26 protein-coding genes are annotated in these 26,473 nt (G+C 63.7%); 9 read left to right on the top strand and 17 right to left on the bottom strand.

The window, feature by feature from the left end; translation table 11 throughout:
• Positions 1-53: 53 nt before the first annotated feature.
• The 4 genes from P0M12_RS20525 to P0M12_RS20510 form a co-directional block, all read right to left on the bottom strand.
• Complete coding sequence (locus P0M12_RS20525) at positions 54-266, bottom strand: helix-turn-helix domain-containing protein (RefSeq protein ID WP_263284141.1); 213 nt, start codon at positions 264-266, stop codon at positions 54-56.
• Positions 267-416: 150 nt separating this feature from the next.
• The gene (proC, locus tag P0M12_RS20520) at positions 417-1,232 is read right to left on the bottom strand and encodes a pyrroline-5-carboxylate reductase (RefSeq protein WP_277376757.1); all 816 of its coding nucleotides are present in this window, start codon (positions 1,230-1,232) and stop codon (positions 417-419) included.
• Positions 1,233-1,266: 34 nt separating this feature from the next.
• Positions 1,267-2,112, bottom strand: coding sequence for a thioesterase family protein (locus P0M12_RS20515; RefSeq protein WP_116057027.1), 846 nt, complete (start codon positions 2,110-2,112; stop codon positions 1,267-1,269).
• Complete coding sequence (locus P0M12_RS20510) at positions 2,109-2,747, bottom strand: MerR family transcriptional regulator (RefSeq protein ID WP_058038152.1); 639 nt, start codon at positions 2,745-2,747, stop codon at positions 2,109-2,111. The genes P0M12_RS20515 and P0M12_RS20510 overlap by 4 nt, the downstream gene beginning before the upstream one ends.
• A 150-nt stretch (positions 2,748-2,897) precedes the next feature.
• Between P0M12_RS20510 and P0M12_RS20505 the strand changes: the two genes are divergently transcribed.
• The 4 genes from P0M12_RS20505 (at position 2,898) to P0M12_RS20490 (ending at position 8,913) form a co-directional block, all read left to right on the top strand.
• Entirely contained in the window at positions 2,898-3,521 is a 624-nt protein-coding gene (locus tag P0M12_RS20505) for a TetR/AcrR family transcriptional regulator (RefSeq protein ID WP_277376756.1), read from the top strand.
• Positions 3,522-3,676: 155 nt separating this feature from the next.
• Complete coding sequence (locus tag P0M12_RS20500; protein ID WP_007735322.1) at positions 3,677-5,143, top strand: wax ester/triacylglycerol synthase domain-containing protein; 1,467 nt, start codon at positions 3,677-3,679, stop codon at positions 5,141-5,143.
• A 3-nt stretch (positions 5,144-5,146) separates the two neighbouring features.
• The gene (locus tag P0M12_RS20495) at positions 5,147-7,483 is read left to right on the top strand and encodes a glycerol-3-phosphate 1-O-acyltransferase (protein ID WP_007735324.1); all 2,337 of its coding nucleotides are present in this window, start codon (positions 5,147-5,149) and stop codon (positions 7,481-7,483) included.
• A complete protein-coding gene (locus P0M12_RS20490; protein ID WP_277376755.1) occupies positions 7,480-8,913 on the top strand; it encodes an HAD-IB family hydrolase in 1,434 nt (477 codons plus the stop codon). Before P0M12_RS20495 ends, P0M12_RS20490 begins: the two co-directional genes overlap by 4 nt.
• On the opposite strand, the gene P0M12_RS20485 is transcribed toward P0M12_RS20490, so the two are convergent.
• From P0M12_RS20485 to P0M12_RS20475, 3 genes are read right to left on the bottom strand one after another with little or no spacing between them, the layout of a single operon-like run.
• Positions 8,893-9,777, bottom strand: a complete 885-nt coding sequence (locus tag P0M12_RS20485) for a sugar phosphate isomerase/epimerase (protein ID WP_042923251.1) — start codon at positions 9,775-9,777, stop codon at positions 8,893-8,895. The two genes, P0M12_RS20490 and P0M12_RS20485, sit on opposite strands and share 21 nt — an antisense overlap.
• 7 nt (positions 9,778-9,784) lie before the next feature.
• Positions 9,785-10,903 carry a hypothetical protein gene (locus tag P0M12_RS20480; RefSeq protein ID WP_118606382.1) on the bottom strand — a complete coding sequence of 373 codons (1,119 nt, stop codon included), beginning with the start codon at positions 10,901-10,903 and terminating at the stop codon, positions 9,785-9,787.
• Positions 10,903-11,853, bottom strand: coding sequence for a Ppx/GppA phosphatase family protein (locus P0M12_RS20475; RefSeq protein ID WP_003941975.1), 951 nt, complete (start codon positions 11,851-11,853; stop codon positions 10,903-10,905). Before P0M12_RS20475 ends, P0M12_RS20480 begins: the two co-directional genes overlap by 1 nt.
• A 66-nt stretch (positions 11,854-11,919) precedes the next feature.
• Here P0M12_RS20475 and P0M12_RS20470 point away from each other — a divergent pair, with 66 nt between their 5' ends.
• Positions 11,920-12,705 carry a hypothetical protein gene (locus tag P0M12_RS20470; protein WP_003941928.1) on the top strand — a complete coding sequence of 262 codons (786 nt, stop codon included), beginning with the start codon at positions 11,920-11,922 and terminating at the stop codon, positions 12,703-12,705.
• Between the two features lie 87 nt (positions 12,706-12,792).
• Here P0M12_RS20470 and P0M12_RS20465 read toward each other — a convergent pair whose 3' ends face one another.
• The 8 genes from P0M12_RS20465 to P0M12_RS20430 all read right to left on the bottom strand — a co-directional run bounded on the left by P0M12_RS20465 (position 12,793) and on the right by P0M12_RS20430 (position 21,284).
• Positions 12,793-13,482: a response regulator transcription factor gene (locus tag P0M12_RS20465; protein WP_003942020.1), complete on the bottom strand. Its 690-nt coding sequence runs from the start codon at positions 13,480-13,482 to the stop codon at positions 12,793-12,795.
• Positions 13,479-14,714, bottom strand: coding sequence for an ATP-binding protein (locus P0M12_RS20460; protein ID WP_003941938.1), 1,236 nt, complete (start codon positions 14,712-14,714; stop codon positions 13,479-13,481). The genes P0M12_RS20465 and P0M12_RS20460 overlap by 4 nt, the downstream gene beginning before the upstream one ends.
• Positions 14,715-14,876: 162 nt before the next feature.
• A complete protein-coding gene (locus P0M12_RS20455) occupies positions 14,877-15,632 on the bottom strand; it encodes a phosphoglyceromutase (RefSeq protein ID WP_003941992.1) in 756 nt (251 codons plus the stop codon).
• Positions 15,633-15,678: 46 nt separating this feature from the next.
• A complete protein-coding gene (locus P0M12_RS20450; protein WP_029254834.1) occupies positions 15,679-17,280 on the bottom strand; it encodes an AMP-binding protein in 1,602 nt (533 codons plus the stop codon).
• Positions 17,281-17,419: 139 nt separating this feature from the next.
• Positions 17,420-17,917, bottom strand: a complete 498-nt coding sequence (locus P0M12_RS20445) for a YbjN domain-containing protein (protein ID WP_047268888.1) — start codon at positions 17,915-17,917, stop codon at positions 17,420-17,422.
• Positions 17,914-19,242, bottom strand: a complete 1,329-nt coding sequence (mshA, locus tag P0M12_RS20440; protein WP_083059045.1) for a D-inositol-3-phosphate glycosyltransferase — start codon at positions 19,240-19,242, stop codon at positions 17,914-17,916. The genes P0M12_RS20445 and mshA overlap by 4 nt, the downstream gene beginning before the upstream one ends.
• Before the next feature lie 42 nt (positions 19,243-19,284).
• On the bottom strand, positions 19,285-20,112 hold the full coding sequence (locus tag P0M12_RS20435) for an alpha/beta hydrolase (RefSeq protein ID WP_042452989.1): 828 nt from the start codon (positions 20,110-20,112) through the stop codon (positions 19,285-19,287).
• Entirely contained in the window at positions 20,058-21,284 is a 1,227-nt protein-coding gene (locus P0M12_RS20430) for an MFS transporter (protein WP_003942019.1), read from the bottom strand. Before P0M12_RS20430 ends, P0M12_RS20435 begins: the two co-directional genes overlap by 55 nt.
• Positions 21,285-21,395: 111 nt before the next feature.
• On the opposite strand from P0M12_RS20430, the gene P0M12_RS20425 reads away from it, so the two are divergent.
• The 3 genes from P0M12_RS20425 (at position 21,396) to P0M12_RS20415 (ending at position 23,627) form a co-directional block, all read left to right on the top strand.
• Positions 21,396-22,169, top strand: a complete 774-nt coding sequence (locus P0M12_RS20425; RefSeq protein ID WP_003942001.1) for a PIG-L family deacetylase — start codon at positions 21,396-21,398, stop codon at positions 22,167-22,169.
• A gap of 64 nt (positions 22,170-22,233) precedes the next feature.
• Complete coding sequence (locus P0M12_RS20420) at positions 22,234-22,626, top strand: PaaI family thioesterase (protein WP_277376753.1); 393 nt, start codon at positions 22,234-22,236, stop codon at positions 22,624-22,626.
• Entirely contained in the window at positions 22,623-23,627 is a 1,005-nt protein-coding gene (locus P0M12_RS20415) for a tocopherol cyclase family protein (protein ID WP_158170616.1), read from the top strand. The genes P0M12_RS20420 and P0M12_RS20415 overlap by 4 nt, the downstream gene beginning before the upstream one ends.
• Here the strand turns inward: P0M12_RS20415 and P0M12_RS20410 are convergent.
• Positions 23,593-24,462 (bottom strand): LysR family transcriptional regulator, encoded by an 870-nt coding sequence (locus P0M12_RS20410; protein ID WP_042452978.1) that lies wholly within the window; start codon positions 24,460-24,462, stop codon positions 23,593-23,595. The genes P0M12_RS20415 and P0M12_RS20410 overlap by 35 nt on opposite strands.
• Positions 24,463-24,532: 70 nt before the next feature.
• Between P0M12_RS20410 and P0M12_RS20405 the strand changes: the two genes are divergently transcribed.
• The gene (locus tag P0M12_RS20405; RefSeq protein WP_054782316.1) at positions 24,533-24,892 is read left to right on the top strand and encodes an SgcJ/EcaC family oxidoreductase; all 360 of its coding nucleotides are present in this window, start codon (positions 24,533-24,535) and stop codon (positions 24,890-24,892) included.
• Positions 24,893-24,907: 15 nt separating this feature from the next.
• Here the strand turns inward: P0M12_RS20405 and P0M12_RS20400 are convergent, their stop codons facing one another.
• Positions 24,908-26,179 (bottom strand): ROK family protein, encoded by a 1,272-nt coding sequence (locus tag P0M12_RS20400; RefSeq protein ID WP_082845690.1) that lies wholly within the window; start codon positions 26,177-26,179, stop codon positions 24,908-24,910.
• Positions 26,180-26,473: the final 294 nt, after the last annotated feature.

Genomic DNA, 26,473 nt, shown 5'->3' with positions numbered 1-26,473 from the left:
CGCTGTGCCCGCGACTCGGCTCACGCCGAGGTCATCCTCTTCGAACCGGCTGGTCAGCCGGCATCGAAGTACGAGGTTTCGAGGTAATCGTGTACTGCCTTCGCATGTACACGGAACGAACGGCCCACTCGTACAGCAGGCAATTCGCCACTGTGTACCAACCGGTACACAGTCATTTTCGACACCCTCATCAAAGTTGCTACCTCAGCAACAGTGAGGAATTGCGTGCCGGCCACTGCCGGCTTTCCGTCGTGGGACGAACCCATGGACGGCTTGTTTGCAGACACCATTAATCCACATACCTCCAGCACGACTCGCGCCGCCGGCTTCCCCTCCGGCGGAACAGACACGTACGTACTAAGTCGAGCTTAGCTGTACTGGTGGGGTTAAAGCGACGGGTGTGGCTAAACGGACGACTAATCCGCAGCTGCACCCATCGCGGCCGAGCGCGACTTGGCGGCATCCAAGGCATCGAAGAACGCCGTCCGCAGGCCGCCCGCTTCGAGCTGACGCAGTGCCGCAGCCGTCGTTCCGCCCGGTGACGTCACCGCGGCGCGAAGATCCGTCGCGCTGTCGCCGGTGCGATCGAGCATCGCTGCGGAACCGACCATCGTCTGCACCACCAATTCGGTAGCGACCCGGCGCGTCAGGCCGAGACCGACTCCCGCGTCGATCATCGCTTCGGCGACCAGAAAGAAGTAGGCCGGGCCGGAACCGGAGACAGCCGTGACCGCGTCGATCTGCGATTCGGGAACCGTGACCACCTTGCCGACGCTGCCGAGGATGCCGCGTACGAGCTCGAGATGCTCGGCCTTGACGTGCCGTCCGGGCGAGAGCACGCTCACGCCCTCCCCGACCAACATGGGGGTGTTCGGCATGACGCGGATGACCGGGAACCCTGCGGGCAGACGCGTTTCGAAGAATCCCGTGGGGATTCCCGCCGCAAGGGAAACGATCAATTGTTCGAGGTCGCCGTCCAGATCGACCTTCGTCAACGCCGTGAGCGCTGACTCGACGTCGTTCGGCTTCACCGCGATGACGATGACGTCCGCACCCTCGGCGGCATCGGCGACCGTGCTGACGCGGATGGAGTATTCGGCGATCAATTCGTCTGCGCGAGGCTGATATTGCTCGGCGACGACCAGATCCTTGATGGCGTGGCCGGCCTGCAACAGCCCGGAGATCAGCGCCTCGCCGATCTTGCCGCCACCGATAATCGCAATTCTTGTCATGGCGAACAGCCTGCCACGACCGCAGCGATCGACCCTAGCGGGGCATCATCGCCAATTGACGACTCTGGACGACGACTGCGCCCGTCGAATCGAGAACAGCATGATCCTCTTCGAACCACGTGCTGCCCAGAACATCCGAGCTCGCCCGCACGCGAAGCCATCCCGGCGTCGGCAGTCGGCGCAGGTACGTCGTCAACTGCACGGTCGGCGCCCACCCGAACAGGCCGCGGTTCATCGTCACCGGCGCGCTGATGTCACCCGCCATGATCGCGAACAGCACAGCGGTGTCGAGGTCGTTTTCGTCCTCGGGTCGAGGACGGACCCACATCCTGACCTCGGCCTCGCCTTGGCTGCCGGTCAGGAAGTGCGCCGAGGTGGTGTCGATTCGCATGTCGCAACCCTGACCGACATGCACGACCTGCGCCATCGGGTGATCGCCGATGACTGCCACCGCACTCTCCGGCGGTTCCGGTGACATGTCGTCGATCGACGAGGCCGTGACGAAGGTGGGGTCGCCGTCATCGGGGAATCCGAGCGTGACCGCCGCGCGAACAGCGCTGCGGCCCGCCTGGCTCAACTCGACGTCGAACAACGCGACCTGGCGTCCCTGCTTTCGGACGATCACCTCCAGTTCGACTTCACCCGGATCTGGGGCCGACAGATAGTTGGCGCTCACCGCGAGTGGCTGCATCTTCAGAAGCGAGTCGTTCTCACCTGCGCCGTCGCGCAGACATTGACGCGCTGCAGCGGCGCACACAGCCATCATGGAGCCGCCGTGCACTTTCGGCCCGATGGTCCAGATCGAATCGATCGTTGCGGTGTATCGCCCGTCGCCGAGCGAGGTGAGGCGATTGAGATCTTGAAAGGGACTGGTGCTCATCGATTTTCCTGTTCGGTGCTTTCTCGGTGTTGCGGGAAATGTCGTGCGGCCAAATCTTGGTGCGCCAGGCGTCGCAAAGCTGTCAGGACGGGTTCGTACATGGCGGTTCCCAGGACCGCATAGCGAATGCCGTCCTCGGTCGAACTGGTAGGCATCAGCTCGATTTCCACTTCGGCAATCCCTCGGATGTGGTCGCCGTAGGCGCGCAGGCGCTCGTCCGAGAGACTCAGTCCTGCATCCTCGAGGCCGATCAGTGCCCGCTCGAGGTGCGCGACCGCCACGTACCTCGGTTCGAAGACCTGACCGAGAAACTCCAGAACCTTGCGAGCTCTGGGGAACTCTGGATCCGGTTCAGGTTCGACGTACGGGGGTAGTTGCGCGATTGCGCGGCCGAAAGTCTCGAATTCGGATCGCTCGTCACTGTCCACCAGTTCGAGCACCGCGCGAATCCGTGGAATCGCGAGTCCCGCCCCGGCCAGGGCCCTGATCAACGCGAGTCGCCGGACGTGCTGTTCGCCGTACCTCGCTCCCGTTGCGCTGGTCGGCTCACCAGGCATCAGCAGACCTTCACGGAGGTAGTACTTGATAGTGGCCAGTGCAACGCCGGACTGTGCGGCCAGTTCGGAAACCTTCACCGCTCCTCCGTCCAACTCGCTCGACCCTTTACTGGATAGTGATGCTATCCAATGGTGGCCGAGCATCGGTAAGGAGGACACGCCTTGCGCTAGGGTTGAACCTTCTTTGCGCACATCACCAGAAATTTCCGAACGGAGCGAACAGGCGGAATGACGGATTTGCAGTCGGAGGCTCAGCCCGACGAACAGTGGCGCATCGTGGAACCACTGACGCTGACTCCCCTGCTCACCGCCGCACTCGAGGTGTTCCACGAACTCGGTTACCACGGAGCGTCGGTTCGTGACATCGCAAAACGTGCCGGTGTCACCGTGCCGACGCTGTATTACCACCACGGCAACAAACAGGGCATCCTCGTCGCGCTGATGGAACCGGGCATCGAGAACGTCACCGCACGCGCGATCGCTGCGGTCGACGCTGCCGGACCGTCGCCGACGGCACAGTTCGGCAATCTCGTCGAGGCGTGTGTTCTGCACATGACCAGTCGCTCCGACATAGCCTTCCTCGATTCCGAACTGCGATACCTCGAGGACGCGGAACGAAAGAGCTACGCCGCCAAGCGAAAGAAGCTCGAGAACCTACTCGTCGACGTACTGACGGCAGGCGTCGAGAGCGGTGAGTTCACGGTCCCGGACATCACCGGAACGGGCCGTGCACTACTGGGAATGTGTCAGTCCGTCGTCCTCTGGTATCGACTCGACGGACCGCAGACTCCGCGCGAAGTCAGTGTTCTCTACCGCGAGATAGCCCTGAAAGCCGTCGGCGTCACTTCTTGAGCACTGAACTTCCCGGCATGTCCGATTAGCCCTTAACTGACGAACGTCACACCTGTCGGCTGACACCGAAACCGGGACGCGCCCACGGTCGCGGGTCCACACTTAGAAGCAGAGATGCGCGGGGTGGATCCGCAGACCGAGGGAGTTCTTGACGTATGGCCAACAGCAATCCATTTGTTCCTCCTAGCGCGGTCGACGTCGACCTTTCCGCGGTCGCCTGGGGGGCGAACCGCACGATGTCCGACTTCGAGACTGGAATGTGGCGGATGGAAGAGGCGCAGCCGCAACTGCGCTCACCGATCGTTGCGGTAGAGGTACTCGATCGTGCCCCGGACTGGGATCGACTTCTCGACGCAGTCGAGTGGGCATCGCACGTGGTTCCGCGTATTCGTATGCGAGCAGTGGAACCGGCAATGCAGCTGGGCAACCCGGTGTGGTCCGTCGATCCCGAGTTCGACATCGGCTACCACCTACGACGCGTCCGCTTACCTGCACCGGCGGACTTCGATCACGCACTGCGCATGTGTCGTCACCTTGCGACGGAACCTTTCGACAAGGCTCGACCGCCGTGGAGCGCGCTGCTCATCGAAGGTCTCGACGACGGTCGCGCCGTGTTCGTGGTCAAGACTCACCACTCCATCACCGACGGCATGGGCGGCATCCAGATGATGACGCTCCTGCACAGCAGACGCCCGGACCCCACTCCGAACAAGCCCGACCGCACACCGCCTGCTCCTGAGCATCTGTCGTCGGTGGGCGCCTTCGGCGAGGAGGTGGTCAGCGAGATCCGGCGTGCGCCCTCGCGTATCGCCAAGCTGGTCCGTGGTGCCACCAATGTTGCGACCACGGCGATCTCGAGTCCGATCACGACAGCTTCCGAGGTCCTCGGTTACGCCAATTCACTCCGCAAGATCGTCACTCCCCCAGCTCGTTCCGGTTCCCCTCTGCTCCACGATCGTGGTCTCGGACGATGGTTCGGAACTCTCGAAGTGGGTGTTCCCGAGCTCAAGGCCGGAGCAAAAGCTGCCGGCGGGTCACTCAACGACGCGTACGTCGCCGCTTTGCTCGGCGGCTTCCGTCGCTACCACGAAGCCTTCGGACAGTCCGTCGACAGCATTCCGATGGGTATGCCGATCAGCATGCGTACGGGCGCAGACGCCAACGGCGGCAACAGGTTTGCAGCCGTTCGCTTCAACGGCCCGGTCTCCGAAACCGATCCGGCCAAACGCATCAGGCAGGTGCGAGAGATCGTACTGGGTCTGCGGGAGGAGCCCGCGTTGGACGCTCTCGACGTCGCCGCCCCGATCCTCGCCCGCCTGCCGAATTATCTACTCGCGAACTGGTATCTGTCACAGTCGACGGGTCTGGACCTGCAGGCCAGCAACGTCGCCGGCGTACCGGTACCGGTCTATCTCGCCGGAGCGAAGATCGAGCGGATGTTCCCGTTCGGCCCGGCGCCCGGTTGCGCGGCAATGGCGACACTGGTCTCCCACGTCGGGGTGTGCTGTATCGGAATCAATCTCGACACCGCTGCGATCACAAAACCCGCGCTGCTGATGCAGTGCTTGCAGGAGAGCCTGGACGAGATCGTCGCTCTCGGAGTCACAACGGAAGGTGCGTGAGTCATGAGCGAGAACACGACCAACCCGCGCGTGTACCTCACCGAAACCATGACAGAGGCCGAAGCCGGCGTGCTGCGAAAGTGGCTTGCCGACAAGGCAAGCTCATCCGAAACTCGGCCGGTCACCGTCAACATCACCGACAAGACCCTGGCAGAACTGGCGGCACGGACCGACGACCCGATGCTCGCACCGCTTCGCGTGGTGTGGATTCCGGACACCCATACCAAGCACAACGTCGCGGTGCGACTACGTGATGCGCTGGCACCACGCGATCCTCTCCACCCCGGACGCGGTGCACAACGCAGAACCCTGCGCACCGACCCCTCTCGGTGCCAGGTCATCGAAGGTGAACCCGCACCACTGAGCGATCTCGAGCGTCGCCTCGAAAAGAGCGGTGGCGGTTCGCTACCGGAGTTCATCCGACGGCAGGCCGCTCTGGCACTCGAACGCGCCGAATTGGGCCTACTGGGTGGCCAGTACAAGGTGTCACGGTTCGTCGTCGACGAGATCACCGACACCCGCCGATTCGCCACCGAGGTCATGGCTTTGGCCGACCGGTTGAACATCGCCGTCGCCGAAGTCGATCGCCGCGCACGTGAAGCTCTCGAAGAAATGGTTGCCACCCAGAGTCGCCAAGCCATCGCGGTGTGGGATCGCCTGGGCCGCTACTTCGCTCGCGCCTACAAGCTGGACGTGGACACGAGCCGCTTCGAGGAACTCCGTGAGCTGAACAAGGAACACTCACTGGTCTTCCTCCCCAGTCACCGTTCGTACCTCGATCCCCTCGTCCTGCGTCCGGCGTTGATCGCGAACGGCTTGCCGCTCAATCACGTCATGGGCGGCCTCAACATCAGTTTCTGGCCCATGGGCTCGATCCTCAAGCGCAGCGGCACCGTCTTCATTCGTCGAAGCATCGGCAACGACGAGGTCTACAAATGGTCGATGCACGAGTACATGCGCTATCTGCTGACCAAGCGCTTCAATCTGGAGTGGTACATCGAAGGTGGACGCGGACGTACCGGGAAACTACGCCCGCCGCGCTTCGGTCTCCTGACCTACCTGACCAAGGCATTTCAGGTCAGCGGAGCGTCCGACGTGTACCTCGTCCCGGTTGCGCTGAGCTACGACCAACTCTACGAGGTCGGGGCCATGGCTGCCGAGGCGCTCGGCGCCGAGAAGACACCGGAAGGCCTGCGCTGGATGGTGGGTTACGTACGCGCCCAGGGAAAACGCAACGGTGTCGCGCACGTGACCATCGGCCGGCCGCTCTCACTCGCGGACGCACTCAGCCAGGAAACCGATCAGCGCCTCGCCATTCAGAAGGCCGGCATCGAGGTGTGTCACCGCATCAACGAGGTCACCCCGGTGACCGTGTCTTCACTGGCGATGTTGGCGTTCCTCGGAATCGAAGACCGGGCGTTGACAGTTCGTGAACTCACCGCGATTCTCACGCCGCTGTTCGGCTACATCACCGCGCGAAATCTTCCGATCGCCGGCGACGTCGAACTGTCCGATCCGCGTGTCATCGAGAAGGCATTGCAGACACACGTCGATTCCGGGGTGCTCGAGCGCTTCGATCGGGGCGGCGAGCAGGTCTTCTACCTCGGCAAGGACCAGCATCTTGTCGCTGCCTTCTACCGCAACAACACGATTCACTTTCTTGTCGTGCGTGCCATCACCGAACTCGTACTTCAGGCAGCCGTCGAAGAGCGGTTCGAGGACCCCATCGGGGACGGGTGGGCAGAGGCCAAGCGCATCCGAGATTTGTTGAAATTCGAGTTCTTCTTCAGTGACCGGGACACGTTCGAGCAGGAGATGCGGACCGAGCTGACGCTGATCGACCCCGAGTGGGAAACCGTCATGGCCGACGACAAACGAACCGAGCACATGATCGAGACGGTTCGCCCGTACCTCGCGCACCGCGTGCTCCAACCGTTCCTCGAGGCGTACCAGGTTGTCGCCGATCAGCTTGTGCTCGCGCCGATTTCGACATCGTTCGACGAAAAGTCGTTCATCAGCAACTGCATCGACGTCGCACATCAGCGTCGACTGCGGCAGCAGATCGCCAGCAACGAATCCGTCTCCGGCGAGTTGTTCGCCACCGCACTGAATTTGGCGCGCAACCGTAACTTGATCGAAGTCGACGACGACGGAGTCCGGGCCAGGCGCCTGGCATTCGCTGCCGAGATCAAGGTTCAGGTCGAGCGCCTGCGTCACCTTCGCGCACTCGCGCATGCACGACTCGATCAGGTGGCGATGCCGGTACCGGACGCCGCCGCGGTAGTGACCATTCCAGAAGCAAACCGAGCGCCCGCCGCGAACGAGGAAGTAGGACTGTGACCGGACTCGAGCGTCTGCACTCCGCCATCGAAGCCGCCCCGCCCGGGCCCGGAACGATCGCCGCCTTCGACCTCGACGGCACCTTGATCAGCGGGTACTCGGCCAGCGTTGTGTACCGAGACCGCCTGCGACGCTTGGATATCAGCGTCGGCGAACTCTTGCGCACCACCGGTGCCGCGATCGACACCCAATTCCGCGGTGCTGACGTCGGAGCACTCATGGACATCGGCGTTCGAGCCTTGGGCGGCCGTACCGTCGAGGAACTGAACGACTGGGGCCGACGGCTGTTCAAGCAGGAAATCGCCGCGATGATCTACCCGGAAACCCGCGGGCTACTGGCGGCACACCGGCGAGCCGGCCACACGATCGTGATGGCTACGTCGGCGACTCCGTTCCAGGCCAAGTACGTCGCCGAAGATCTCGACATCGAAGACGTGCTGTGCACCGAACCCGAAGTCGTCGACGGCATGCTCACCGGCGAACTGTCTTCGCCCGCACTGTGGGGGCCGGCCAAGGCCAATGCCCTTGCAGGCTATGCCGAGAAGATGGGCGCCGATCTGAAGAACGCGTTTGCGTACTCCAACGGTGTCGAAGACGTCTTCATGCTCGAGGCCGTCGGGCGACCTGTCGCGTTGAATCCCGATCGTGGTCTGGCCAAGATCGCGTTGCGCAATCACTGGCCTTCGGTCAGCCTGCGTAAACCGCAACGAGGCGCAACACCGATCTCCACGATCCGAACGGCGACGGCCATGGGCGCGCTTGCTGCCACCGCCGCCCTCGGTGCGTCGGCAGGCATTGTCACCGGGAACCGTCAACTGGGTGCGAACCTGGTCGGCACGTACGGCCCCGACATCTCGCTCTCACTGCTGGGCATCGACGTCGAGATCGACGGCGAGCACAACGTGTGGGATCACCGCCCGGCGGTGTTCATGTTCAACCATCAGAGTTCCCTGGACATGTTGGTCCTGGGCACCGTGATCAAGCGTGACGTGACCGGCGTCGCGAAGAAGGAAGCGGCAAGCGATCCGCGGTTCATGCCCGTCGGTGCACTGCTCGACGTCGCCTACATCGACCGCACCGACACCACGAAGGCGAAGGCTGCACTGCAACCGGCAGTCGACAAGCTGAAGAATGGTGTCTCGATAGTCATAGCTCCGGAGGGCACCCGTTCTCCGACGCCACGTCTGGGCCCTTTCAAGAAGGGTGGATTCCACTTGGCGATCCAAGCCGGTGTGCCGATCGTGCCCGTGGTGATTCACAACGCGGGTGAACGGATGTGGCGCAATTCGCTTGTCGCCCATCCAGGCCCGGTCTATGTCTCGGTGCTCGATCCCATCTCGACCGAAGGCTGGGAGACCAAAGACCTCGACGCACACGTCGAGAAGGTGCGCGCGCAGTTCGAAGCTGCGCTACTTGCCGGCCACCGCTGAGCGTGCCAGGTGCTCGCGTGCAAACGCGAGCGCCTGCGCCAGCATCGACGACCGCTCCCGCCGGGTGCGCGCGTTCTGCGTGTTGATCTCGATGACTGCCTGGCCGCTGAATTCGCTCGCAGCCAATTGCTGACACAACTCCGCGCACGGCTGTGAGCCATGCCCCGGAATCAGGTGCTCGTCCATCGACGCCCCGCGACCGTCGGCCAGGTGCAGGTGCTCGAGCCCCTTGCCCATACGGGAGGCCAACTCCAGGGCATCCATGCCCGCCGTCGCGGTGTGCGACAGGTCGAGTGTGTAGTGAGCATGATCGGAATCGGTCGGGTCGTACGACGGACTGAACGCGGACAACGCTGCCCCTGGACCGCCACGTTTACGCAGACGCTCCGCGGACTTGTCCTTGCCGCCGAAGAAGCTGTCGGCGCGCATGGGGAACATGTTCTCCACCGCCACCACGACGCTGCTCTTCGATTCGAGTTCGACAACCTGTTCCGCGAAGCCTTCGGCGTACTTGCGCTGCCACCGGAACGGCGGGTGGACGACCACCGTCGTCGCTCCCAAGGTTTCGGCGGTGCGCACCGAACGCTCGAGCTTCTCGACCGGATCGGAACCCCACACGCGCTGCGAAATCAGCAGACACGGCGCATGCACCGCCTGCACCGGAATGGCGTACTTGCGAACGAGGGCGGCAACAGCACCGATGTCCTGACTCACGGATTCGGCCCACACCATCAGTTCGACACCGTCGTATCCGAGATCAGCGGCGTAGCGAAATGCTGCTTCCGTGTTCTCCGGATATACCGAAGCCGTCGACAGGCCGACGGCTATCGGCCGACGAACCATGCGCTGCGATCCCCCGATCATCGTCCGATCAACCCGAGGTCAACAAGAACGCCAGTGGACCGAGCGTCACGATCATGCCGACGACCACCGCGATCACGAAACTCGTGATGTCGTCCGTCTTCCGCAGAACCCGCACGACAGCAACCAGGCCGACGATCACGATCAGCGCGAGCACCAACGCCACCCACGGCAGCATGTCCCACAGCTTCTCGAAGCCCTTGAACATCGCGCCGCCGACGATCAGTGCAACAACCACCTGACCGGCAAGCACTGCCCATTCACGGATCGAGTTACGCTCGCCTGCCTCTTCCGCTGCCGGTTCGGCTTCGACATCGGACTCCGCGGCGGCACTGGTCTTTTTTGCACCGTCATCGACAGCCGGCGCCTTGACCAGATCGACCACGGCGGTGGATTCGGCCTCGCCGGCATCCGCGTCTGCGATCTTGTCGATCAGTTCGGTGCTCTCTTCCGGCGCGGCCGGAGCGGGAGCGGTCTGTGCAGGTGCCTTGGCGACGGGAGTGGGGACACGCGGCGGCAGGATCGGCGGACGCAACGACGGCGACTGCGTTGCGGCGCGCTCCTGACGCATCAGGTCGCCCGCCAGGGTCTGACCCGACAGCAGGGCTGGTTCCTGCGTTACCTGCGTCGGTGACGAGGAGTTGAGCGGTGCCCGGCTCACCCACTGCCCGGGCGAGGACTTCGAGGTCTGTCCCGGCGAAGGTGTGGAAGTCGGCTTCGGAGTGGTGACCGGCGGCGCAGCAACCGGCTTCGACTCACCCTTGGGTGCCTGCGGCTCGTCATCGTCATCGTCGTCGTCGAACGAGACGGCGAAGGCTGCGGTGCGATCGGCGGGAACCTTCGGTGCCGGTTCGACTGACTTGGCGGTTTCCGCGACGGCCTCGGCCGGCGCTGAAGGTGCAGAGTTTTCCGGCGCAGCGGCTTCGGGCCGGGCTGCTGGTTCGTCGGACTCGGGCTCGGCGGCCGCGCGCGATCCCGATTGGCGAACGATCGGGATCTCACCCGTCAGTTCGGCGACGGAGATGCCACCGGCTACGCCGCGCCGGCGTCGTCCACCTCGGGATTCGACGCTCTGACCGTTCCGCTTGAGCAGTTCCGCTACGGAAATCTGCTGACTGTCCTCGGTCATCAAGCACTCACCACCAATTCACCGCCCATTTCTGTGTCGAGCTTTCGCAGAATCAGACCCTCACGCAGTGCCCAGGGACAAATTTCCAGTTCGTCCACTCCGAGCGCCCGCATGGTTGCCTCTGCGATGAGCGCGCCGGCCACAATCTGCTGTGACCGATCCGAGCTCACTCCTTCCAATTCTGCACGGTCCGCCGCCGTCATCCTGGATATGAAGGCTATGAGTTGCCTGAGTCCGCTGGAAGTCAGGGTCCGTTTTGCCCGGGGGCCTGCGGCAGAAGGGGCCGCGCCGGTGAGCCGAGCCAACGATCGGAAGGTCTTCGAAGTCCCGACCGTGCGGTCCCAGTCGCCGGCGGCGCGCAGTTCCTTGGCTGGTCCGACCAACTCCGCGTCCAGCCAGTCGCGCAATACAGCGACCCGGCGCTTGCCCGGCGGATCGGCCTGTAGCCAGTCGCGCGTCAACCGTCCGGCACCGAGTTGCAGTGAGAAGGCGACGTCCGGATCCTCGTCACCACCTGCTGTGAGTTCGAGCGAGCCGCCGCCGATGTCCAGGTTCAGGATGCGTCCGGCGCTCCAGCCGTACCAGCGGCGCACGGCCAGAAAGGTCAAGCGGGCTTCGTCGACCCCGGACAGAACCTCGAGGTTGACTCCGGTCTCGGCGCGGACGCGGGCGAGTACGGCTTCGGAATTGTTGGCGTCACGGACCGCGGAAGTGGCAAAAGCCATCATTTCCTCGCACCCGGACGTCTTGGCGATACCGGCGAATTCGGAAACCGTCGACACCAACCGATCGGCTCCTGACGTGGTGATATCGCCGCGGTCGTCAGTGTTTTCTGCCAGCCTCAACGTGGACTTGGTCGAGCTCATGGGTGTTGGGTGGCCGCCCCGATGGGCGTCCACAACCAATAGATGGACGGTATTGCTTCCGACGTCGAGTACCCCTAGTCGCACATCGCCACGTTACTGGGTCTACGGTCGGCCCTTGTGACAGCAGGTAACCCAGACCGGTCCCACAAGATGACTCCGAGCCCCGAGGTCGATCTCGATTTCCCGCGCGAATGGGTCGAATTTGTCGATCCGGATAACTCCGAACACCTCATTTCCGCTGATATGACGTGGTTGCTCTCGCATTGGACCTGCGTGTTCGGTACGCCGGCGTGTCAGGGCATCATCGGAGACCGCCCGGACGACGGTTGCTGCTCGCACGGCGCTTTCCTCTCCGATCAGGAAGATCAGGACAAGCTCGATGCGTCAGTGAAAATGCTCACAGCCGAAGACTGGCAGTTCATGGAAAAGGGTCTCGGCAAGAAGGGCTACGTCGAAGAAGACGACCTCGAGGACGAGCCCGCGCTGCGCACCCGCCGCTACAAAGGAGCGTGCATCTTCCTCAACCGGCCGGGTTTTGCCGGAGGCGAGGGCTGCGCTCTGCATTCCATGGCGCTCAAGAAGGGCATCGAGCCGCTCGAGGTGAAACCGGACGTGTGCTGGCAGCTACCGATCCGCCGCACCCAGGACTGGGTCGACCGGCCGGACGGCGTCCAGATCCTCAAGACCACGATCACCGAGTACGACCGCCGCGGCTGGGGTGAGGGCGGCGACGACCTCGCCTGGTACTGCTCCGGCTCCCCCGACGCTCATGTCGGGGAGCGGCAGGTCTGGCAGTCCTACGGGCCCGAGTTGACGGAACTTCTCGGAAAGCGCGCGTACGACGAGCTGGCTCGCCTCTGCAGGCGTCGCGCGGGCCTCGGCCTCATCGCAGTCCATCCGGCGACCACGATCGCTCAGAACAAAGCTCAGGGCTGACTCCGCCTGAACAAAAAGAATTCAGCCGCTCACACGATCGTGTGAGCGGCTGAATTCTTCTCGACATTTCTTCTCGACGAGGTTCGATCACGCTTCGAGCTTGTAACCCAATCCACGGACCGTGACCAGATGTTCCGGCTTGGCCGGATCCGATTCGATCTTCGAACGCAACCGCTTCACGTGTACGTCAAGGGTTTTGGTGTCACCGACGTAGTCGGCGCCCCAGACGCGGTCGATCAACTGTCCGCGGGTCAGCACCCGACCGGAGTTGCGGAGCAGGTACTCGAGGAGATCGAACTCCTTGAGCGGCAACGTCACCGGGTTACCCGCGACCTGCACGACGTGGCGCTCGACGTCCATCCGTACCGGTCCGGCCTCGAGCACCCCGTTGTCGGAGGCGAGGTCCGCCTCGTTCTCCACCCCGCGGCGCAGCACCGCACGGATGCGAGCGATCAGCTCACGCGCCGAATACGGTTTGGTCACATAGTCGTCCGCACCGAGTTCCAGGCCGACGACCTTGTCGATCTCACTGTCACGCGCCGTCACCATGATGACGGGGACGCCGGAGCGCGACCGCAGCGCCTTGCAGACGTCCGTGCCACTCATGCCGGGCAGCATGAGGTCGAGCAGGACGATGTCCGCTCCGGAGCGATCGAATTCCGCCAACGCCGACGGTCCGTCGTTGACGATGGTGGTCTCGAAGCCTTCCTTGCGGAGCAGGAACGCCAGCGGGTCCGCCAAGGACTCCTCGTCCTCCACGATCAGCACACTCGTCATCGTTTGGCCTCCATGCCGTTTTCTCTACTGCCTTGTTCTCGTCTGCCGATCCGCGTGGAACCGGCGGTTCCCGCGTCGTCAGAGTCGATGTCGTCGTCCGACTCCACGTGTGCCGGTATCTGCAACGTGAAGGTAGACCCTGTACCCGGTTTGCTCCACAGTTCGATGGAGCCGTTGTGATTGGCCGCGACGTGTTTGACGATCGCCAGCCCCAGACCGGTTCCACCGGTCTGCCGTGACCGCGCCTTGTCCACGCGGAAGAATCTCTCGAACACTCGCTCCTGGTCCGCTTTCGCGATGCCTTCTCCTCGGTCGGTGACTGCGATCGCGACATTGTCGCCGCGTACCGACCGACTGACGGAAACCGGAGAACCCTTGGGCGAGTATGCAATAGCGTTCTCGATGAGGTTGGACAATGCCGTGACGAGGAGAGTCTGATCCCCGAGTACTTCCAGCCCACTCGGATGGTCGGTGGTGACCGTGATCCCGGCGGCCTCGGCCGACAGATTCGACCTCGACAGTGCTTCGGACACCACGGTGTCGACGTCGACCACGTCGAGATCCGGCAGCTTCTCGGCACCTTGCAGACGCGAGAGTGCGATCAACTCGGTGACCATCTTGCCCAGACGAATCGACTCACCGAGCACCCGTTCGCCGAAGTGGCGCACCGATTCCGGGTCGTCAGCGGACTCGAGCAGCGCCTCCGCGAGCAGGCTCATCGCACCGACCGGCGTCTTGAGTTCGTGGCTGACGTTCGCGACGAAATCGCGTCGGGTCGCCTCCATGCGGACCTGCTCGGAATCGTCGTCGGCGAACAGGACCACGAAGTTGCGATCGTCCTTGCTGAGCAACCGGGCCGTGCCACGTACCGCGATCTTGTCGCGGCCCCGCTGAGCGGTCTGCGCCGTCAGATCGACCTCGACAGGTTGACCGGTCCGCAGAACTTCCTGAGCAGCCCGCCAAGCTCGCTCGTCGACCAGACGATTCTTGACGAGACCGAGTTCCTCGGCGCGAGGATTGAAGAGCACGACGTCGTGAAAACCGTCGACGACGGCGATACCGCTTTCCGAAGCCAACACGATGAGGTCGAGAACCTGGGACATCGTGAGCCCGGTCTGTTCGTCCGAGCGCTGACTCTGGCGCGACGACAGCCTGGGGACCAGCACCCCGCCGACGAGGTAGCCGACCAAGCCGGCGACCACGACCAGCAGCACTGCAATCACGACACTCACGGCGCAATCGTACGTTCGCGCGAAGAGTCGGTTACGGCGGGTTCGGACGTTCCCACCCGCGTAATCCGCCAGGTGGACGGCGTTGGTTCGTCGTTCATCTGTTGTTGGTCGAGGCCCCCCGAAATCACCGTTCGGGGGGCCTCGACGCACATCATCGGGTTGCTACTTTCCGCCCTGATTCGCCACCGCGGCGGCGCCGGCAGCTGCGGCCTCCGGATCCAGGTAGGTGCCGCCGGGATTGAGCGGCTTCAGGTTCTCGTCGAGGTCGTAACGCAGCGGGATTCCGGTCGGGATGTTCAGGCCCGCGATGTCCTCGTCCGAGATGCCGTCGAGGTGCTTGACCAACGCACGCAGCGAGTTGCCGTGCGCGGTGACCAGCACGTTCCGACCGGCGAGCAGCTCCTGGGAGATGGTGTCCTCCCAGTACGGGATCAGACGCTTGACGACGTCGAGCAGGCACTCGGTCAAGGGAACCTCGTCGAGGTTCGCGTACCGGGGATCGGTGTCCTGGCTGTACTCGCTGCCGGCTTCGATGGCGGGCGGCGGGGTGTCGTAGCTACGACGCCAGAGCATGAACTGCTCGTTTCCGTACTCTTCCTTGGTCTGCGCCTTGTTCTTGCCCTGCAGAGCGCCGTAATGGCGCTCGTTGAGACGCCAGTCGCGCACTACCGGGATCCAGTGGCGATCGGCGGCGTCGAGCGCGAGGTTGGCTGTGCTGATCGCGCGGCGCAGCAGAGACGTGTAGAGAACGTCGGGCAACAGGTTGTGCTCGGCGAGCAGTTCGCCGGCGCGCTTGCCCTCGGCCATGCCCTTGTCTGTCAGGTGTACGTCCACCCAGCCGGTGAACAGATTGAGTGCATTCCATTCGCTCTCGCCGTGGCGGAGCAGGACCAGGGTTCCGATACTCATGGCGTTCATCCTGGCACGAGTACCGGAACCCTTCTTGATCAACCCTGTCCGGAAATCAGCTCGGGGCTACTTCCGCAGTTCGCAGATCCTTGCGGAGGATCTTTCCGGCCGCGGATTTCGGCACGGTGCTGATGAACGAAACCTGGCGAACCTTCTTGTGCGGCGAGACGCGCTCGGCGACGAACGAGATCACGTCGGCTTCGGTCAACTCGGCGCCGTCCTGGAGCACCACGAATGCCTTCGGAACCTCTTCGCCCTCGGCGTCGAGCACGCCGATCACTGCGGCGTCGGCGATCTGCGGGTGGGTCAGCAGCAAGGCCTCGAGTTCCGCCGGGGGAACCTGGTAGCCCTTGTACTTGATCAGTTCCTTGAGGCGGTCGACGATCTTGACGACGCCGTCGCCGTCGACGGTCGCGATGTCACCGGTGTGCAGGTAACCGTCGTCGTCGAGGGTGTCCTTGGTGGCCTGGTCGTTGCCGAGGTAGCCGAGCATGATGTTCGGGCCCTTGCACCACAGTTCGCCGGGCTCGCTGACGCCGTCCGAGCCGAGAGCCGGGTACGCGACCTCTTCGCCCGTTCCGGGGTCGACGAGCTTGCATTCCATGTTGGCGATGGTCGGACCGCACGTGTCGAGGGCGATGTCGTCACGATCGAAAGGGATCGCGTGCGAGACCGGGCTCATCTCGGACATGCCGTAGCCCTGGCGGACGTGGCAGTTCAACCGGTCGGCGACAGCCTTGCCGAGCGCCGCGTCGAGCGGGGCCGCACCGGAGAAGATGGTGTGCACGCTCGAGAGGTCGTACTGATCGACGAGCGGATGCTTGGCCAGCGCGACGGCAACGGGCGGTGCGACGAAGATGTACGTCGACTTCTGCTCGGCGACGATCCGCAGGAACTCGACGAGATCGAACTTCGGCATCGTGATGAGGCTCGCGCGGCGGTAGAGCGCAGCGTTGAGCAGGACCGTCATGCCGTAGATGTGGAAGAACGGCAGGACCGCGAGAATCTTGTCGTCGGTCTCGATGCCCATCCGCGGAATGATCTGGCAGACGTTGGCCACGAGGTTGCGATGAGTGAGCATGACCCCCTTGGGTCGGCCGGTGGTGCCAGACGAGTACGGCAGCACCGCGAGTTGGGTGGCCGGATCGAAGGAGACCTCGGGCGCCGCTGCACCCTCGCCGAGCAGATCACGCAGCGAGAGGTGGCCTTCGGCCCCGTCGAGCACGAAGACGTTCTCGGCCGGGATACCGACCAGGTCAGCAGCGGCCTTTGCCTGCGGCAGGAGCGGCGAGACGGTGAAGAGGAACTTTGCCTTGGAATCGGTGAGCTGCTTGGCGATGTCCTCGGCGGTGTAGAGCGCGTTGATCGTGGTCGCGACGCCACCGGCACGAAGGATGCCGTGGAAGACGGAACCGAAGGCCGGGACGTTGGGCGAATGCAGCCCGACCACGTCGCCGACGGCGAGTCCGCGCGCTGCGAGAGCGCCTGCAACGCCGTTGATCTGTGCGATCAGCGAAGCGTATGTGGTGACTGCGCCCGAACTGCCCTCGACGAAGGCCGTCTTGTCGAGGTCTGCGGGGTCGGTGTTTCCGAACAGGAAGTCGTAGACGCTGAGGTTGGGGATTTCAACGTCGGGGAACGGACTCTTGAAGCTCACTGTGCTCCTCGAAAAGTTGCGCGGCGGGGTGGTGTGACCAACTTACTGTGACTCACGGGAACAGTATTATTCCGTGACGACAGTCACAAGTAAAGGCCACTTTACGTGACACATCCGCGATGTGTCTCACCCCGCTCGATCAGCTCTGCGCGGGCTCTTCCTCGATGAGGTGCTTGAACGGTTCGAGATTCGCCAGCGACTCACCTCGCGACACCCGCCACGCCCACTCACGCTTGATGGACGAGGAGAAGCCGAGTTCGAGGATGACGTTGAAATCGCCGTCGGCGGCTTCGAGAACCTGACCGAGCACTCGGTCGAGTTCATCGCCGGTCACGGCATGCTCTGCGATCTTGCCGACGAGGTAGATGTCCCCGACCTTGTCGAGTGTGTACGCCACCCCGTACAGACGACGGTTGCGCTTGAGCAGGAATTTGTAGACGCCTTCGAAGTTCTCGTCCACCTTGCGGCACACGAAGGCCTCGACCCGCACACCGTGATTGCCGACGGTGAGCAGAGTCGACGTCTTGAGTTTGTGTTCACCGGGAAGTTCGACGATGAAATGCGCGTCGTCTTTTCTGGTGAAGTCGAGTTCGCGCTCGGTGAGGGCCTGCTCGATGGTGTCCGAAATGCTGCTCATGTACGCACTCCCCCGGTCCGGCGCAGACGCCACAGACCCCGCGCACGGCGGGGCGAGAAGTCGCTGGGACCGGTTCCGTTGTTGTAGTTGACTGCGGCTTTGCGATAGCTCTCGAGCAAACCGTCCGCGGTGTGTTCCCACGAGAAATTTTCGGCGTGGCGCGGTGCCTGCGCGGCGAGTTCGGCCAAGCGCGTCGGTGCTGTCACCAAGGATTCGAGGGCGCCGGCCCAATCTTCGGTGCGGTGTCCTTGAACCAGCAGGCCGGTCTCACCGTTGCGTACGGCTACTCCCAGTCCGCCGACGTCGGCGGCGATCACGGGAGTTCCGCAGGCTTGAGCTTCGATGGCGACCAATCCGAAGGACTCCGAATAGCTCGGCACCGCAACCAGATCCGAGGCACGGTAGACATCGGCGAGACGCTCCGGTGCCTGCGGCGGCAAGAATGTCACCTGCGCGCTGATGCCGAGTGATCGTGCAAGTTCGATCAGCACGTCCGGCCGCGCGAGGCCAGTTCCCGACGGCCCGCCGACGACGAGGATGCGCAACGGCAACTCGGGGCGACGGCTGATCACTTCGGCGGCAGCACGCAGCAGAACGTCCGGTGCTTTCAGAGGTTGGATCCGGCCGACGAAAGTCACGACGATCTCGCCCGGGTCCAACCCCAACGACGCGCGGGCGGAATCGCGATCGCCCGGTCGGTAGCGGGTGAGATCGGCGCCGGGAGCCACGACGTCGATACGCGTGGGGTCTGCGCCGTACAACTCGTGCAGCGCCTTGGCTTCGTCGGTGGTGTTGGCGACCAGGCGATCGGACTCGGCGACTACTTGCTGCTCGCCGATCTGACGTGCTGCCGGCTCCGGGGTGTCTCCCTCGGCAAGCGAAAGATTCTTCACCGCCGCGAGGGTGTGGGCGGTGTGTACGAGGGGCACGCCCCAGCGGTCGCGGGCCAGCCAGCCGACCTGACCGGACAACCAGTAGTGCGAGTGAATCAGGCTGTAGTACCCGGGCTCGTGGCGCGCTTCCTCCCGTAGAACTCCTGCGACGAAGGCACACAGTTGAGTCGGCAGATCCGCCTTGTCCAGCCCTTCGAAGGGACCAGCAGCAATGTTCCGAACCCGCACTCCGGGAGCGGCGTCCACCACAGGTGCGTCGGCCGAGGACGTCGCGCGGGTGAATATCTCCACCTCGACGCCACGTTTGGCGAGCTGAATGGCGGATTGCAGAACGTAGACGTTCATCCCACCCGCGTCACCGGTGCCGGGTTGCGCCAATGGCGAGGTGTGGACCGAGAGAACGGCCACCCGGCGAGGGCGCGAAATGTGCATGGGCGTCACGACTCCATACTGCCCCCTCACCGGGCGCGAACTCTAACCGAGGCTCGAGATGAACGTTCGCACTTCGGACACGAATCGTGTCGGATCCTCCACGAACGGGCCGTGATTGCAGCCTTCCCAGTACGACGCCTGGGACTTGGGAATCAGTTCCTCGGCGTGCTTACCTGCGCTCACGTCGACGACGGAGTCGTCGGTTCCGTGCAGAACGAGGACCGGGATGTCCAGATTGCGAAGCAACTCGTCGTGACCGACAGCACGGTTGAACAATGCTGCGCGCACCCGCGGACGCGTCGAGAGGCTGTACCCGAACAAGGCCTGCGACGCTGCACCCTTGCCCTCGGGTGGGCCGGTGAGAGCATTGCCGAAAGCGCCGAGTGCACGGATCGCCTCGCGGGGATCTTCGGACATCGCGCCGGGAACTGCGCTACGCATCGCCGAGCCGACCTTGCCACCTTTTTCGCCGCGCCCGATGCTGGTGATCGCCCCGACCAGAACCGCGCCCGCCACCGCGCCGGTGCCGTGCGCTGCCAGGTAATCGCAGATCACCAGACCGCCGTACGACCAGCCGAGCAGGATCGCGTTCTCGGTGACGCCTTCGGCCGCAAGAACAGCCGCGACGTCGCCGGCCCAGTTCGCGGAATCGTCGTATCCGGATTCGGGCGCATCGGAGTAACCGTGGCCGCGCAGATCGACGGCGATCAGCCGATAGTCCGCGGCCAGGTCCGCGAGGACCTGCTCGCCCCAGCACTGCGAGGACTGAGCCCAGCCGTGCAGCAACACCAGCGGGGTCCCCGCCGAATTTCCGGTTACTCGATAGACGATGGACGTGCCGTCGACGCTGACGGCTTCACGAATAGACATGCCGTCACGATAGAGGCTGCGACTGCGGCGCCGACGGCGAGCATGTAGGCCGACGGGACGCCGTAGCGATCGATCAGCTGTCCGGCCAGCGCAGACCCGAGCGCCACGCCGACGCCGAGGCCGGTAACCGTCAGGGTCATTCCCTCGGTGAGCTTTTCCGGCGGGACGATCTGTTCGACCAGGGCTGTCGCGATGATGAGCGTCGGTGCGATGGTCGCGCCCGCCAGCACGTAGGCACCCGCAAGTGCGGCCACGTTTCCGACCAACAGAAGCGGGACGCTGAGAACGGCGACCGCCGAGGACGCGATCATCAACTGCCCGCGCAGCGATCGCGCCGGGTGCATCGACCCGAAGATCAGTCCCGCGATTCCCGAACCGCCGGCGAACAGCGCGAGGACCAGCGTCGCGGATCCCGGCGAATTCTGTTCCTTGGTGAACGCGATGGCGCCGACGTCGATGACGCCGAAGATCGTTCCGAGCATCACCATGATGACGATGACGATCCACATCACGTGGTTACCGAGAACCGATCGTCCGCGGCCGGGTCGACGCGGATGCACCTTCGGTTCGGTTCCGCGCTGTATGACCAGCAGCAGGGTTCCGGTGACCAGCAGGATCAACCCTGCCAGTGGTCCAGCCTCGGGGAAGAGCCCGATGCTCAGACCTACCGATATGACCGGGCCCGCCACGAAGCAGAGCTCGTCCACCACCGATTCGAAGGCGAAGGCGGTGCGCAGCTGAGGTTTTCCGACATAGATCGCCACCCACCTGGCGCGAATCATCGCGCCGATCGTCGGAGTGGCGCCGCCGGGGACGACCAGAACGAACAGCAGCCAGTCGGGAGCTTCCATCCGGACTGCGAGCAGGAGCGCCCCGATCGCGGTGACGCTCACGGCTGCGGCAATCGGCAGGACCGCTCGCTGTCCGAAGCGGTCGACCGCACGCGAGACCGCGGGCGCGATGATCGCCGACGAGAGCGCAAAAACCGCGGCGAGCGCGCCGGCGAGCGCGTAGTCACCACGAAGTTGCGAGATCATCGTCACGATTCCGATACCGATCATGGCGATCGGCAGCCTTGCGACAAATCCGGCGGCCGAGAAGGCGACCGATCCGGGGGCGGCAAAGATCTCGCGGTAGGCGCTCAGCAGGCCTTTGTTGGTGGATTCGCTCATGTCAGCTTCTCGTGCACTGAACAAGGTTCACAGAGCCGAGGCCGACTCGACAAATCGTTTTCACTGTGCGCTCGGGTTGACCTGTCGGTAACTTGCCTTACGATTGCGCGAATGAGTGTCCTGGTGTGTTTCCACGCCCATCCCGATGACGAAGTTTTCACTACGGGCGGCGTGATGAGAATGGCCGCCGACGCAGGTCACCGCGTCGTAGTCGTCACCGCTACCGACGGTGCTCTCGGTGAATTCCCCGACGGACTGTTGGACGAATACGAGACGTTGGCTCAGCGCCGCAGCCGTGAGCTCGAGGCGTCCACCGACGCGTTGGGTGCCAGTCGCGTCGTGTCCCTGCACTACCCGGATTCGGGGATGGTGGGTACGCCCGAGAACGAGAATCCGGAAGCGTTCTGCAACGTCGACGTCGAGAAGGCCGCCGAGCGTCTGGCCGAGGTTCTTCGTGAAGAGAACGCCGATGTCCTGACCATCTACGACCCCAACGGCGGATACGGCCACCCGGATCACATCCAGGTCCACCACGTCGGCGTTCGTGCTGCAGAACTCGCGGGCACGCCGTTCGTCTACGAGGCGTCCACCAACCGCGATCACATGAAGATGCTGATGCAGGCCAACCCCGAGTGGACCGAGGAGGCGCAGCCGCCGGACATCGAATCGTTCGGGCTTCCGGCTGACCAACTCACCACCGCGGTCGATGTCAGTTCGGTGATCTCGTCCAAGCGCGCGGCCATGTACGCGCACGCAACGCAGGTCGGCGATTTCGGCCCGTTCCTCGAAATGCCGACGGAGCAGCTCGCCGCGGCATTCGGCACCGAGTGGTTCCGTCGTCGCAACGCGCCGGAAGGGCTGTCGGAAACCGCCCTGCCCCTGTGAGTCACCGCCCTCGATAAACCGAAGTCCCGACGGAGGTTTCGGCGGCTCGTTAACATCGGTAGGCATGGACCTCGAACAACTTGTCGCGAGCATGCCTTTTGCAGTTCACACCGGAATTCAGTTGGACAGCGCGGCACCCGAACAGGTTGTCGGCCATCTGGATTGGGACAGCCACCGCACCACCGCCGGCAACGGAATGCACGGCGGCGCCTTGATGACGCTGGCAGACAGCGTCGGCGCCGTCTGTGCATTCCTCAATCTGCCGCCCGGCGCAAGTACGTCCACCACCAGTTCGTCGACCGTGTTCACCCGCGGGGTTCGTAAAGGCACGGTCACCGCAACTGCCCGTCCATTGCACGCGGGACGCAGCACCATCTCGGTCGTGACCGAGATTCGTGACGACGAGGGCCGCCTCGTCGCTCAGGTCACCGCATCACAGGCAGTATTGGGACCGTGAAGCGTCCCGCGTACCGCGCCTCGGGTGGCACCCTGCCGTACGGCAATCTGCTTGCCTCCCATGACGTTGCGATGGAGGGTTACTTCTGGCGATTCACGATGCCAGAGAGCGGGCGGGTGGTGATTGCGCTCGCCGGAATCAACAAGTCCGACGGCGGCAACTGGTCGACGCTCGGTCTCGCGGCACATCCAGGCGGATTCCTCCGTACTGCTGAGCACCCGAGCGGATCGGCCGATCCCCGCATCCTGGGGGCCTACGCCGACAACGCTTTCCGCGGCAATGCCGATCGACTGCAGGTCGATTTCGGCGACAGCCATCTCGACGTGCGGATCAGCAATCAGCGATTCTGGCCGCACCGCCGCTTCGGGGGATCGAGCTACTTCCAATCAGTTCCCGCACTCAATCAATACTGGCATCCGTGGCTGCTCGGCGGCCGGGTCGAGGGAAGCGCCGTCATCGACGGGCAGAACTGGGATCTCACCGGGGCACAGGTGTACGGCGAGAAGAACTGGGGAAAGGGAGGATTCCCGGAATCCTGGTGGTGGGGACAGGCACAGGGGTTCACCGATCCTCGAGCCTGCGTGGCGTTTGCCGGCGGACAGGTCAGCGCCGGACCTCTGCGCACCGAAGTCACCGCCGTCGTTGCCGCGCTACCGGACGGAACGGTGTTGCGGCTGGGTAATCCTCTGACGTCACAGGTGGAGACGACGGTGTCCGACGATCGCTGGACGCTTCGGGGTTACAGCCGGAAGTGGAGCGTCGACATCGACGGGACCGCGCCCATCGCCGACGCACATATTCTTCCTGTTCCGATACCTGCCGAGCGTCGAAACGTGCCAGGAGCGCTCGAGCATCTCGGTGGAACCATGTCGGTCATCGTCCGCCGGCGCGGCACCATAGTCTGGAAGGACAGGTCACGGTTGGCCGCTCTCGAGCACGGCGGATTGGATCGGGCGCAGGCCGAACTCACTCGGCGGGAACAGCTCTCGCAAGATCGATGAGAGCAGAGGCCGCCGGATTCTTGCCGCCCGACGAACGCCAGACCAATTCCAGCCGAGATCGTGCTTCCGGTTCGAGATCGATCCGATGCAACTCCCCCACTGTCGACTCCGGAAGCACGGCCATTCCCAGCCCCTGCGCTGCCAATGAAACGATGATGCCGAGGTTGCTTGCCTCGAGCGCAACCGTCGGCTTGGTGCCGGCTGCGGCGCACGCGAAGTCCAGACACGTTCTGATGCCGGTTCCCTCCGGCAGACAGATGACCGATTGCGTCGCGAGTTCGGCAAACGGCAGAGACGACACCTCGGCCAGCGGATGATCCGCCGCCACTCCGGCCACCAGTCGTTCGTCGGTGATCACCCTCGATTCGAGCCCTTCCGGCAGCTTGCCCGCCACCCCGATGACGGCTATGTCGAAGGTTCCGTCCGACACTCCGGCAAGCAAACTGCGCGAATCGTCCTCGGCCAGCGAAATGTCCAGTCCGGGGTGTTTGTTGTGCAACCGACTGAGCAGATCTGTGAGGTCGGCGGAAGCGCAGGCGGTAACCATCCCGACCGAAACGGAACCCCGAACCAGTCCGTTCAAGGCATCGACAGCGTCGCGGGTGCTCTGAACGGAAGCGAGTGCAGCGTAGGCGTGCGGGAGGACAGCTCGCCCGGCGTCGGTCAGACGAACGGTTCGACCACTACGATCGAGCAATTCCTGCCCCAACTCACGTTCCAGCCGTTTGACCTGCGCACTCACACCCGGTTGGGCTACATGAAGCCGCTCGGCGGCGCGAGTGAAGTTGGCTTCCTCCACTACCGTGACAAAGTATTCGAGCTGCCGAAGTTCCATAACTGTTGATTCTAGCTGCGAGACAAACTAGATCTTGGACTTATCACCGGTGCGGTAGAACGATGGAAGCATGACAACAACAGATGACGTTCAGAAGGCCGGAACCCCGGAAGACATCGCGAAGCTTTTTGTGCAGTTCGCCAACGCTGGTGACGCAGACGCCGTCGCCGCACTCTACGAGGAGGATGCGGTGATGGCCTTCCCGCCCGGATCACTCACCGTGGGCCGCCAAGCCATCCGCGAGGTGATCTCTCAGATGCTGGCAGCTGCACCGAGATTCACCGTCGAGGAAGCCCTACCAACGGTGATCAGCGACGACCTCGCCATGACCTCGACCAAACCTTCCGACGGAACCGGCGGACGCACACAGGTGGCGCGCCGCCAGCCCGACGGTTCGTGGTTGCGGGTGCTCGATCGACCGGAACTCTGACTGCCCTCTTCGCAGTCAGACGGCCGACGCACGCCGCATGGCCGCCGCCGGATCGGCGAACAGCGAGCTCAGTGACACGACCGTGGAAGCGTATTCCTGAACCCGATTGCCGAAACCGGTAATTCGAATGTCCTTACGCTCCAAGGAGGATGCCGTCGAGAAGGCCTCGGCGACATGGGGCACCCCGGCCGGATAGTCGGTGAATGCCTGACCACCCAGAATCACCCGATCCGGGTTGAACAGGTCACGCAGCATCGCCACTGTCCGGCCGAGGACGCGTGCTCGATCAACCAGAAGCTCGTGTGCCGGAATGGAACCCGACGACGCGGCCCGGTAGACGTCCGCGATCGTGACACGCTCGCTGCCCTGGATCACGGCGCCCGAAGACAAAGCCCGCGCGACTACGGCGCGGTCACTGATCGTCGCTTCAAGGCAACCCACGGCTCCGCAGGTGCACCGTGCGGACGAACCGGTGGGGAGGTGCGCGATCGAACCGGGTCCGCTGGACGGCGTGTGTACTCGCCCTTCGAAAGTGATTGCGATACCGGCAGTTTCACGAGCATAGAAGTACAGGCCGGTAGTGCCCGGCGTCGGGGCTTCGGCACGGTCGGTGCTGAGCAGAAGTTCCGACGCGGCCATCGCCTCGACGTGGGCGGCTACCGATACAGGGAGATCCAAGCCGGCTCCGATGATGGACCCGACCTTGGCGCCCTTCCATCCCAGACGCGGGTGATCGACGACTCCGGTCGCTGAATCGACGCGACCGCCGATGGCCACGCCGACGGCGAGCGGACGACGCTTGTGCCACCGCGAGGCAAAGGATTTGGCCGAGCGCGCAATGGTGGCAAGCGCGACAGCAGAATTGGTGGCAGGCGTCGGAATCTCGACGGCGCCGAGCACCTTTCCACGAATGTCGCTGGCAATGATGCTGGTGACGACGGCACCGATGTGGATGCCGACTGTCAGATAAGGCTCGTGGTTGACCTCGAACGGAACTCGCGGACGCCCGATTGCTCCGGAGGCCGTCAGGTCCGCGCGTTCGCGCAGGATCCCGAGGTCCAGCAGGCTCGTGACCTGCCGGTTCACGGTGGCGATGCTCAGTCCTGATGCCTTTGCCGCAGTGTCACGTGAGAGCGGCCCACGGGATCGAGCAATGCGCAACACAGTCGCGGACGGGCCGTCGGCGATGCGTAGTTCGGGCGCAACTATCTGGGTACGGGTCCGGGTTCCCGAGAGCGCGGTTCGCGATCGGATATTCGGAATGGCGGAGATTGTGGGTGTCGACATGGCTGTCCCTTGCAGAAGGAGGAGAAGGCGCATATCTCTGTCGACCGAGAAATCAGCGTTTCCACTGGTCACACGAAGAAATAGACAGAAAAGGCGCAGAAATTAGCTGCAGAAAGAACGGCGGCGACAACACAGCTCTCGCGCCAGAGGCAGACGCGAACCAAGCGCAGCGGTCACATAGGTGACCCGCAAAGCGGCAGGCTGGTCGGTCGACATGGCTCCAAAAGTAGCAGCTTCACCGAGATTCACAAATCAGGTGCGGTAACGATCACACTGAACGCAACCCTGTCGGGG

Origin of the sequence: Rhodococcus sp. RCBS9 (genome assembly GCF_029457415.1) — a bacterium.
GTDB classification, from domain to species: domain Bacteria; phylum Actinomycetota; class Actinomycetes; order Mycobacteriales; family Mycobacteriaceae; genus Rhodococcus_F; species Rhodococcus_F qingshengii.
This window is presented reverse-complemented; position numbering and strand designations above follow the sequence as displayed.

Excerpts from the sequence above, each read along its gene's own strand:
- P0M12_RS20485 (WP_042923251.1), bottom strand. The coding sequence starts at position 9,777 with ATGATCGGGGGATCGCAGCGCATGGTTCGTCGGCCGATAGCCGTCGGC.
- P0M12_RS20430 (WP_003942019.1), bottom strand. The coding sequence starts at position 21,284 with ATGAGCGAATCCACCAACAAAGGCCTGCTGAGCGCCTACCGCGAGATC.
- mshA (WP_083059045.1), bottom strand. The coding sequence starts at position 19,242 with ATGCACATTTCGCGCCCTCGCCGGGTGGCCGTTCTCTCGGTCCACACC.
- P0M12_RS20495 (WP_007735324.1), top strand. The coding sequence starts at position 5,147 with ATGAGCGAGAACACGACCAACCCGCGCGTGTACCTCACCGAAACCATG.
- P0M12_RS20505 (WP_277376756.1), top strand. The coding sequence starts at position 2,898 with ATGACGGATTTGCAGTCGGAGGCTCAGCCCGACGAACAGTGGCGCATC.
- P0M12_RS20425 (WP_003942001.1), top strand. The coding sequence starts at position 21,396 with ATGAGTGTCCTGGTGTGTTTCCACGCCCATCCCGATGACGAAGTTTTC.
- P0M12_RS20470 (WP_003941928.1), top strand. The coding sequence starts at position 11,920 with ATGACTCCGAGCCCCGAGGTCGATCTCGATTTCCCGCGCGAATGGGTC.
- P0M12_RS20420 (WP_277376753.1), top strand. The coding sequence starts at position 22,234 with ATGGACCTCGAACAACTTGTCGCGAGCATGCCTTTTGCAGTTCACACC.
- P0M12_RS20405 (WP_054782316.1), top strand. The coding sequence starts at position 24,533 with ATGACAACAACAGATGACGTTCAGAAGGCCGGAACCCCGGAAGACATC.
- P0M12_RS20400 (WP_082845690.1), bottom strand. The coding sequence starts at position 26,179 with ATGTCGACACCCACAATCTCCGCCATTCCGAATATCCGATCGCGAACC.
- P0M12_RS20515 (WP_116057027.1), bottom strand. The coding sequence starts at position 2,112 with ATGAGCACCAGTCCCTTTCAAGATCTCAATCGCCTCACCTCGCTCGGC.
- P0M12_RS20455 (WP_003941992.1), bottom strand. The coding sequence starts at position 15,632 with ATGAACGCCATGAGTATCGGAACCCTGGTCCTGCTCCGCCACGGCGAG.
- P0M12_RS20445 (WP_047268888.1), bottom strand. The coding sequence starts at position 17,917 with ATGAGCAGCATTTCGGACACCATCGAGCAGGCCCTCACCGAGCGCGAA.
- P0M12_RS20525 (WP_263284141.1), bottom strand. The coding sequence starts at position 266 with ATGGGTTCGTCCCACGACGGAAAGCCGGCAGTGGCCGGCACGCAATTC.
- P0M12_RS20435 (WP_042452989.1), bottom strand. The coding sequence starts at position 20,112 with ATGTCTATTCGTGAAGCCGTCAGCGTCGACGGCACGTCCATCGTCTAT.
- P0M12_RS20500 (WP_007735322.1), top strand. The coding sequence starts at position 3,677 with ATGGCCAACAGCAATCCATTTGTTCCTCCTAGCGCGGTCGACGTCGAC.
- proC (WP_277376757.1), bottom strand. The coding sequence starts at position 1,232 with ATGACAAGAATTGCGATTATCGGTGGCGGCAAGATCGGCGAGGCGCTG.
- P0M12_RS20410 (WP_042452978.1), bottom strand. The coding sequence starts at position 24,462 with ATGGAACTTCGGCAGCTCGAATACTTTGTCACGGTAGTGGAGGAAGCC.
- P0M12_RS20465 (WP_003942020.1), bottom strand. The coding sequence starts at position 13,482 with ATGACGAGTGTGCTGATCGTGGAGGACGAGGAGTCCTTGGCGGACCCG.
- P0M12_RS20480 (WP_118606382.1), bottom strand. The coding sequence starts at position 10,903 with ATGACCGAGGACAGTCAGCAGATTTCCGTAGCGGAACTGCTCAAGCGG.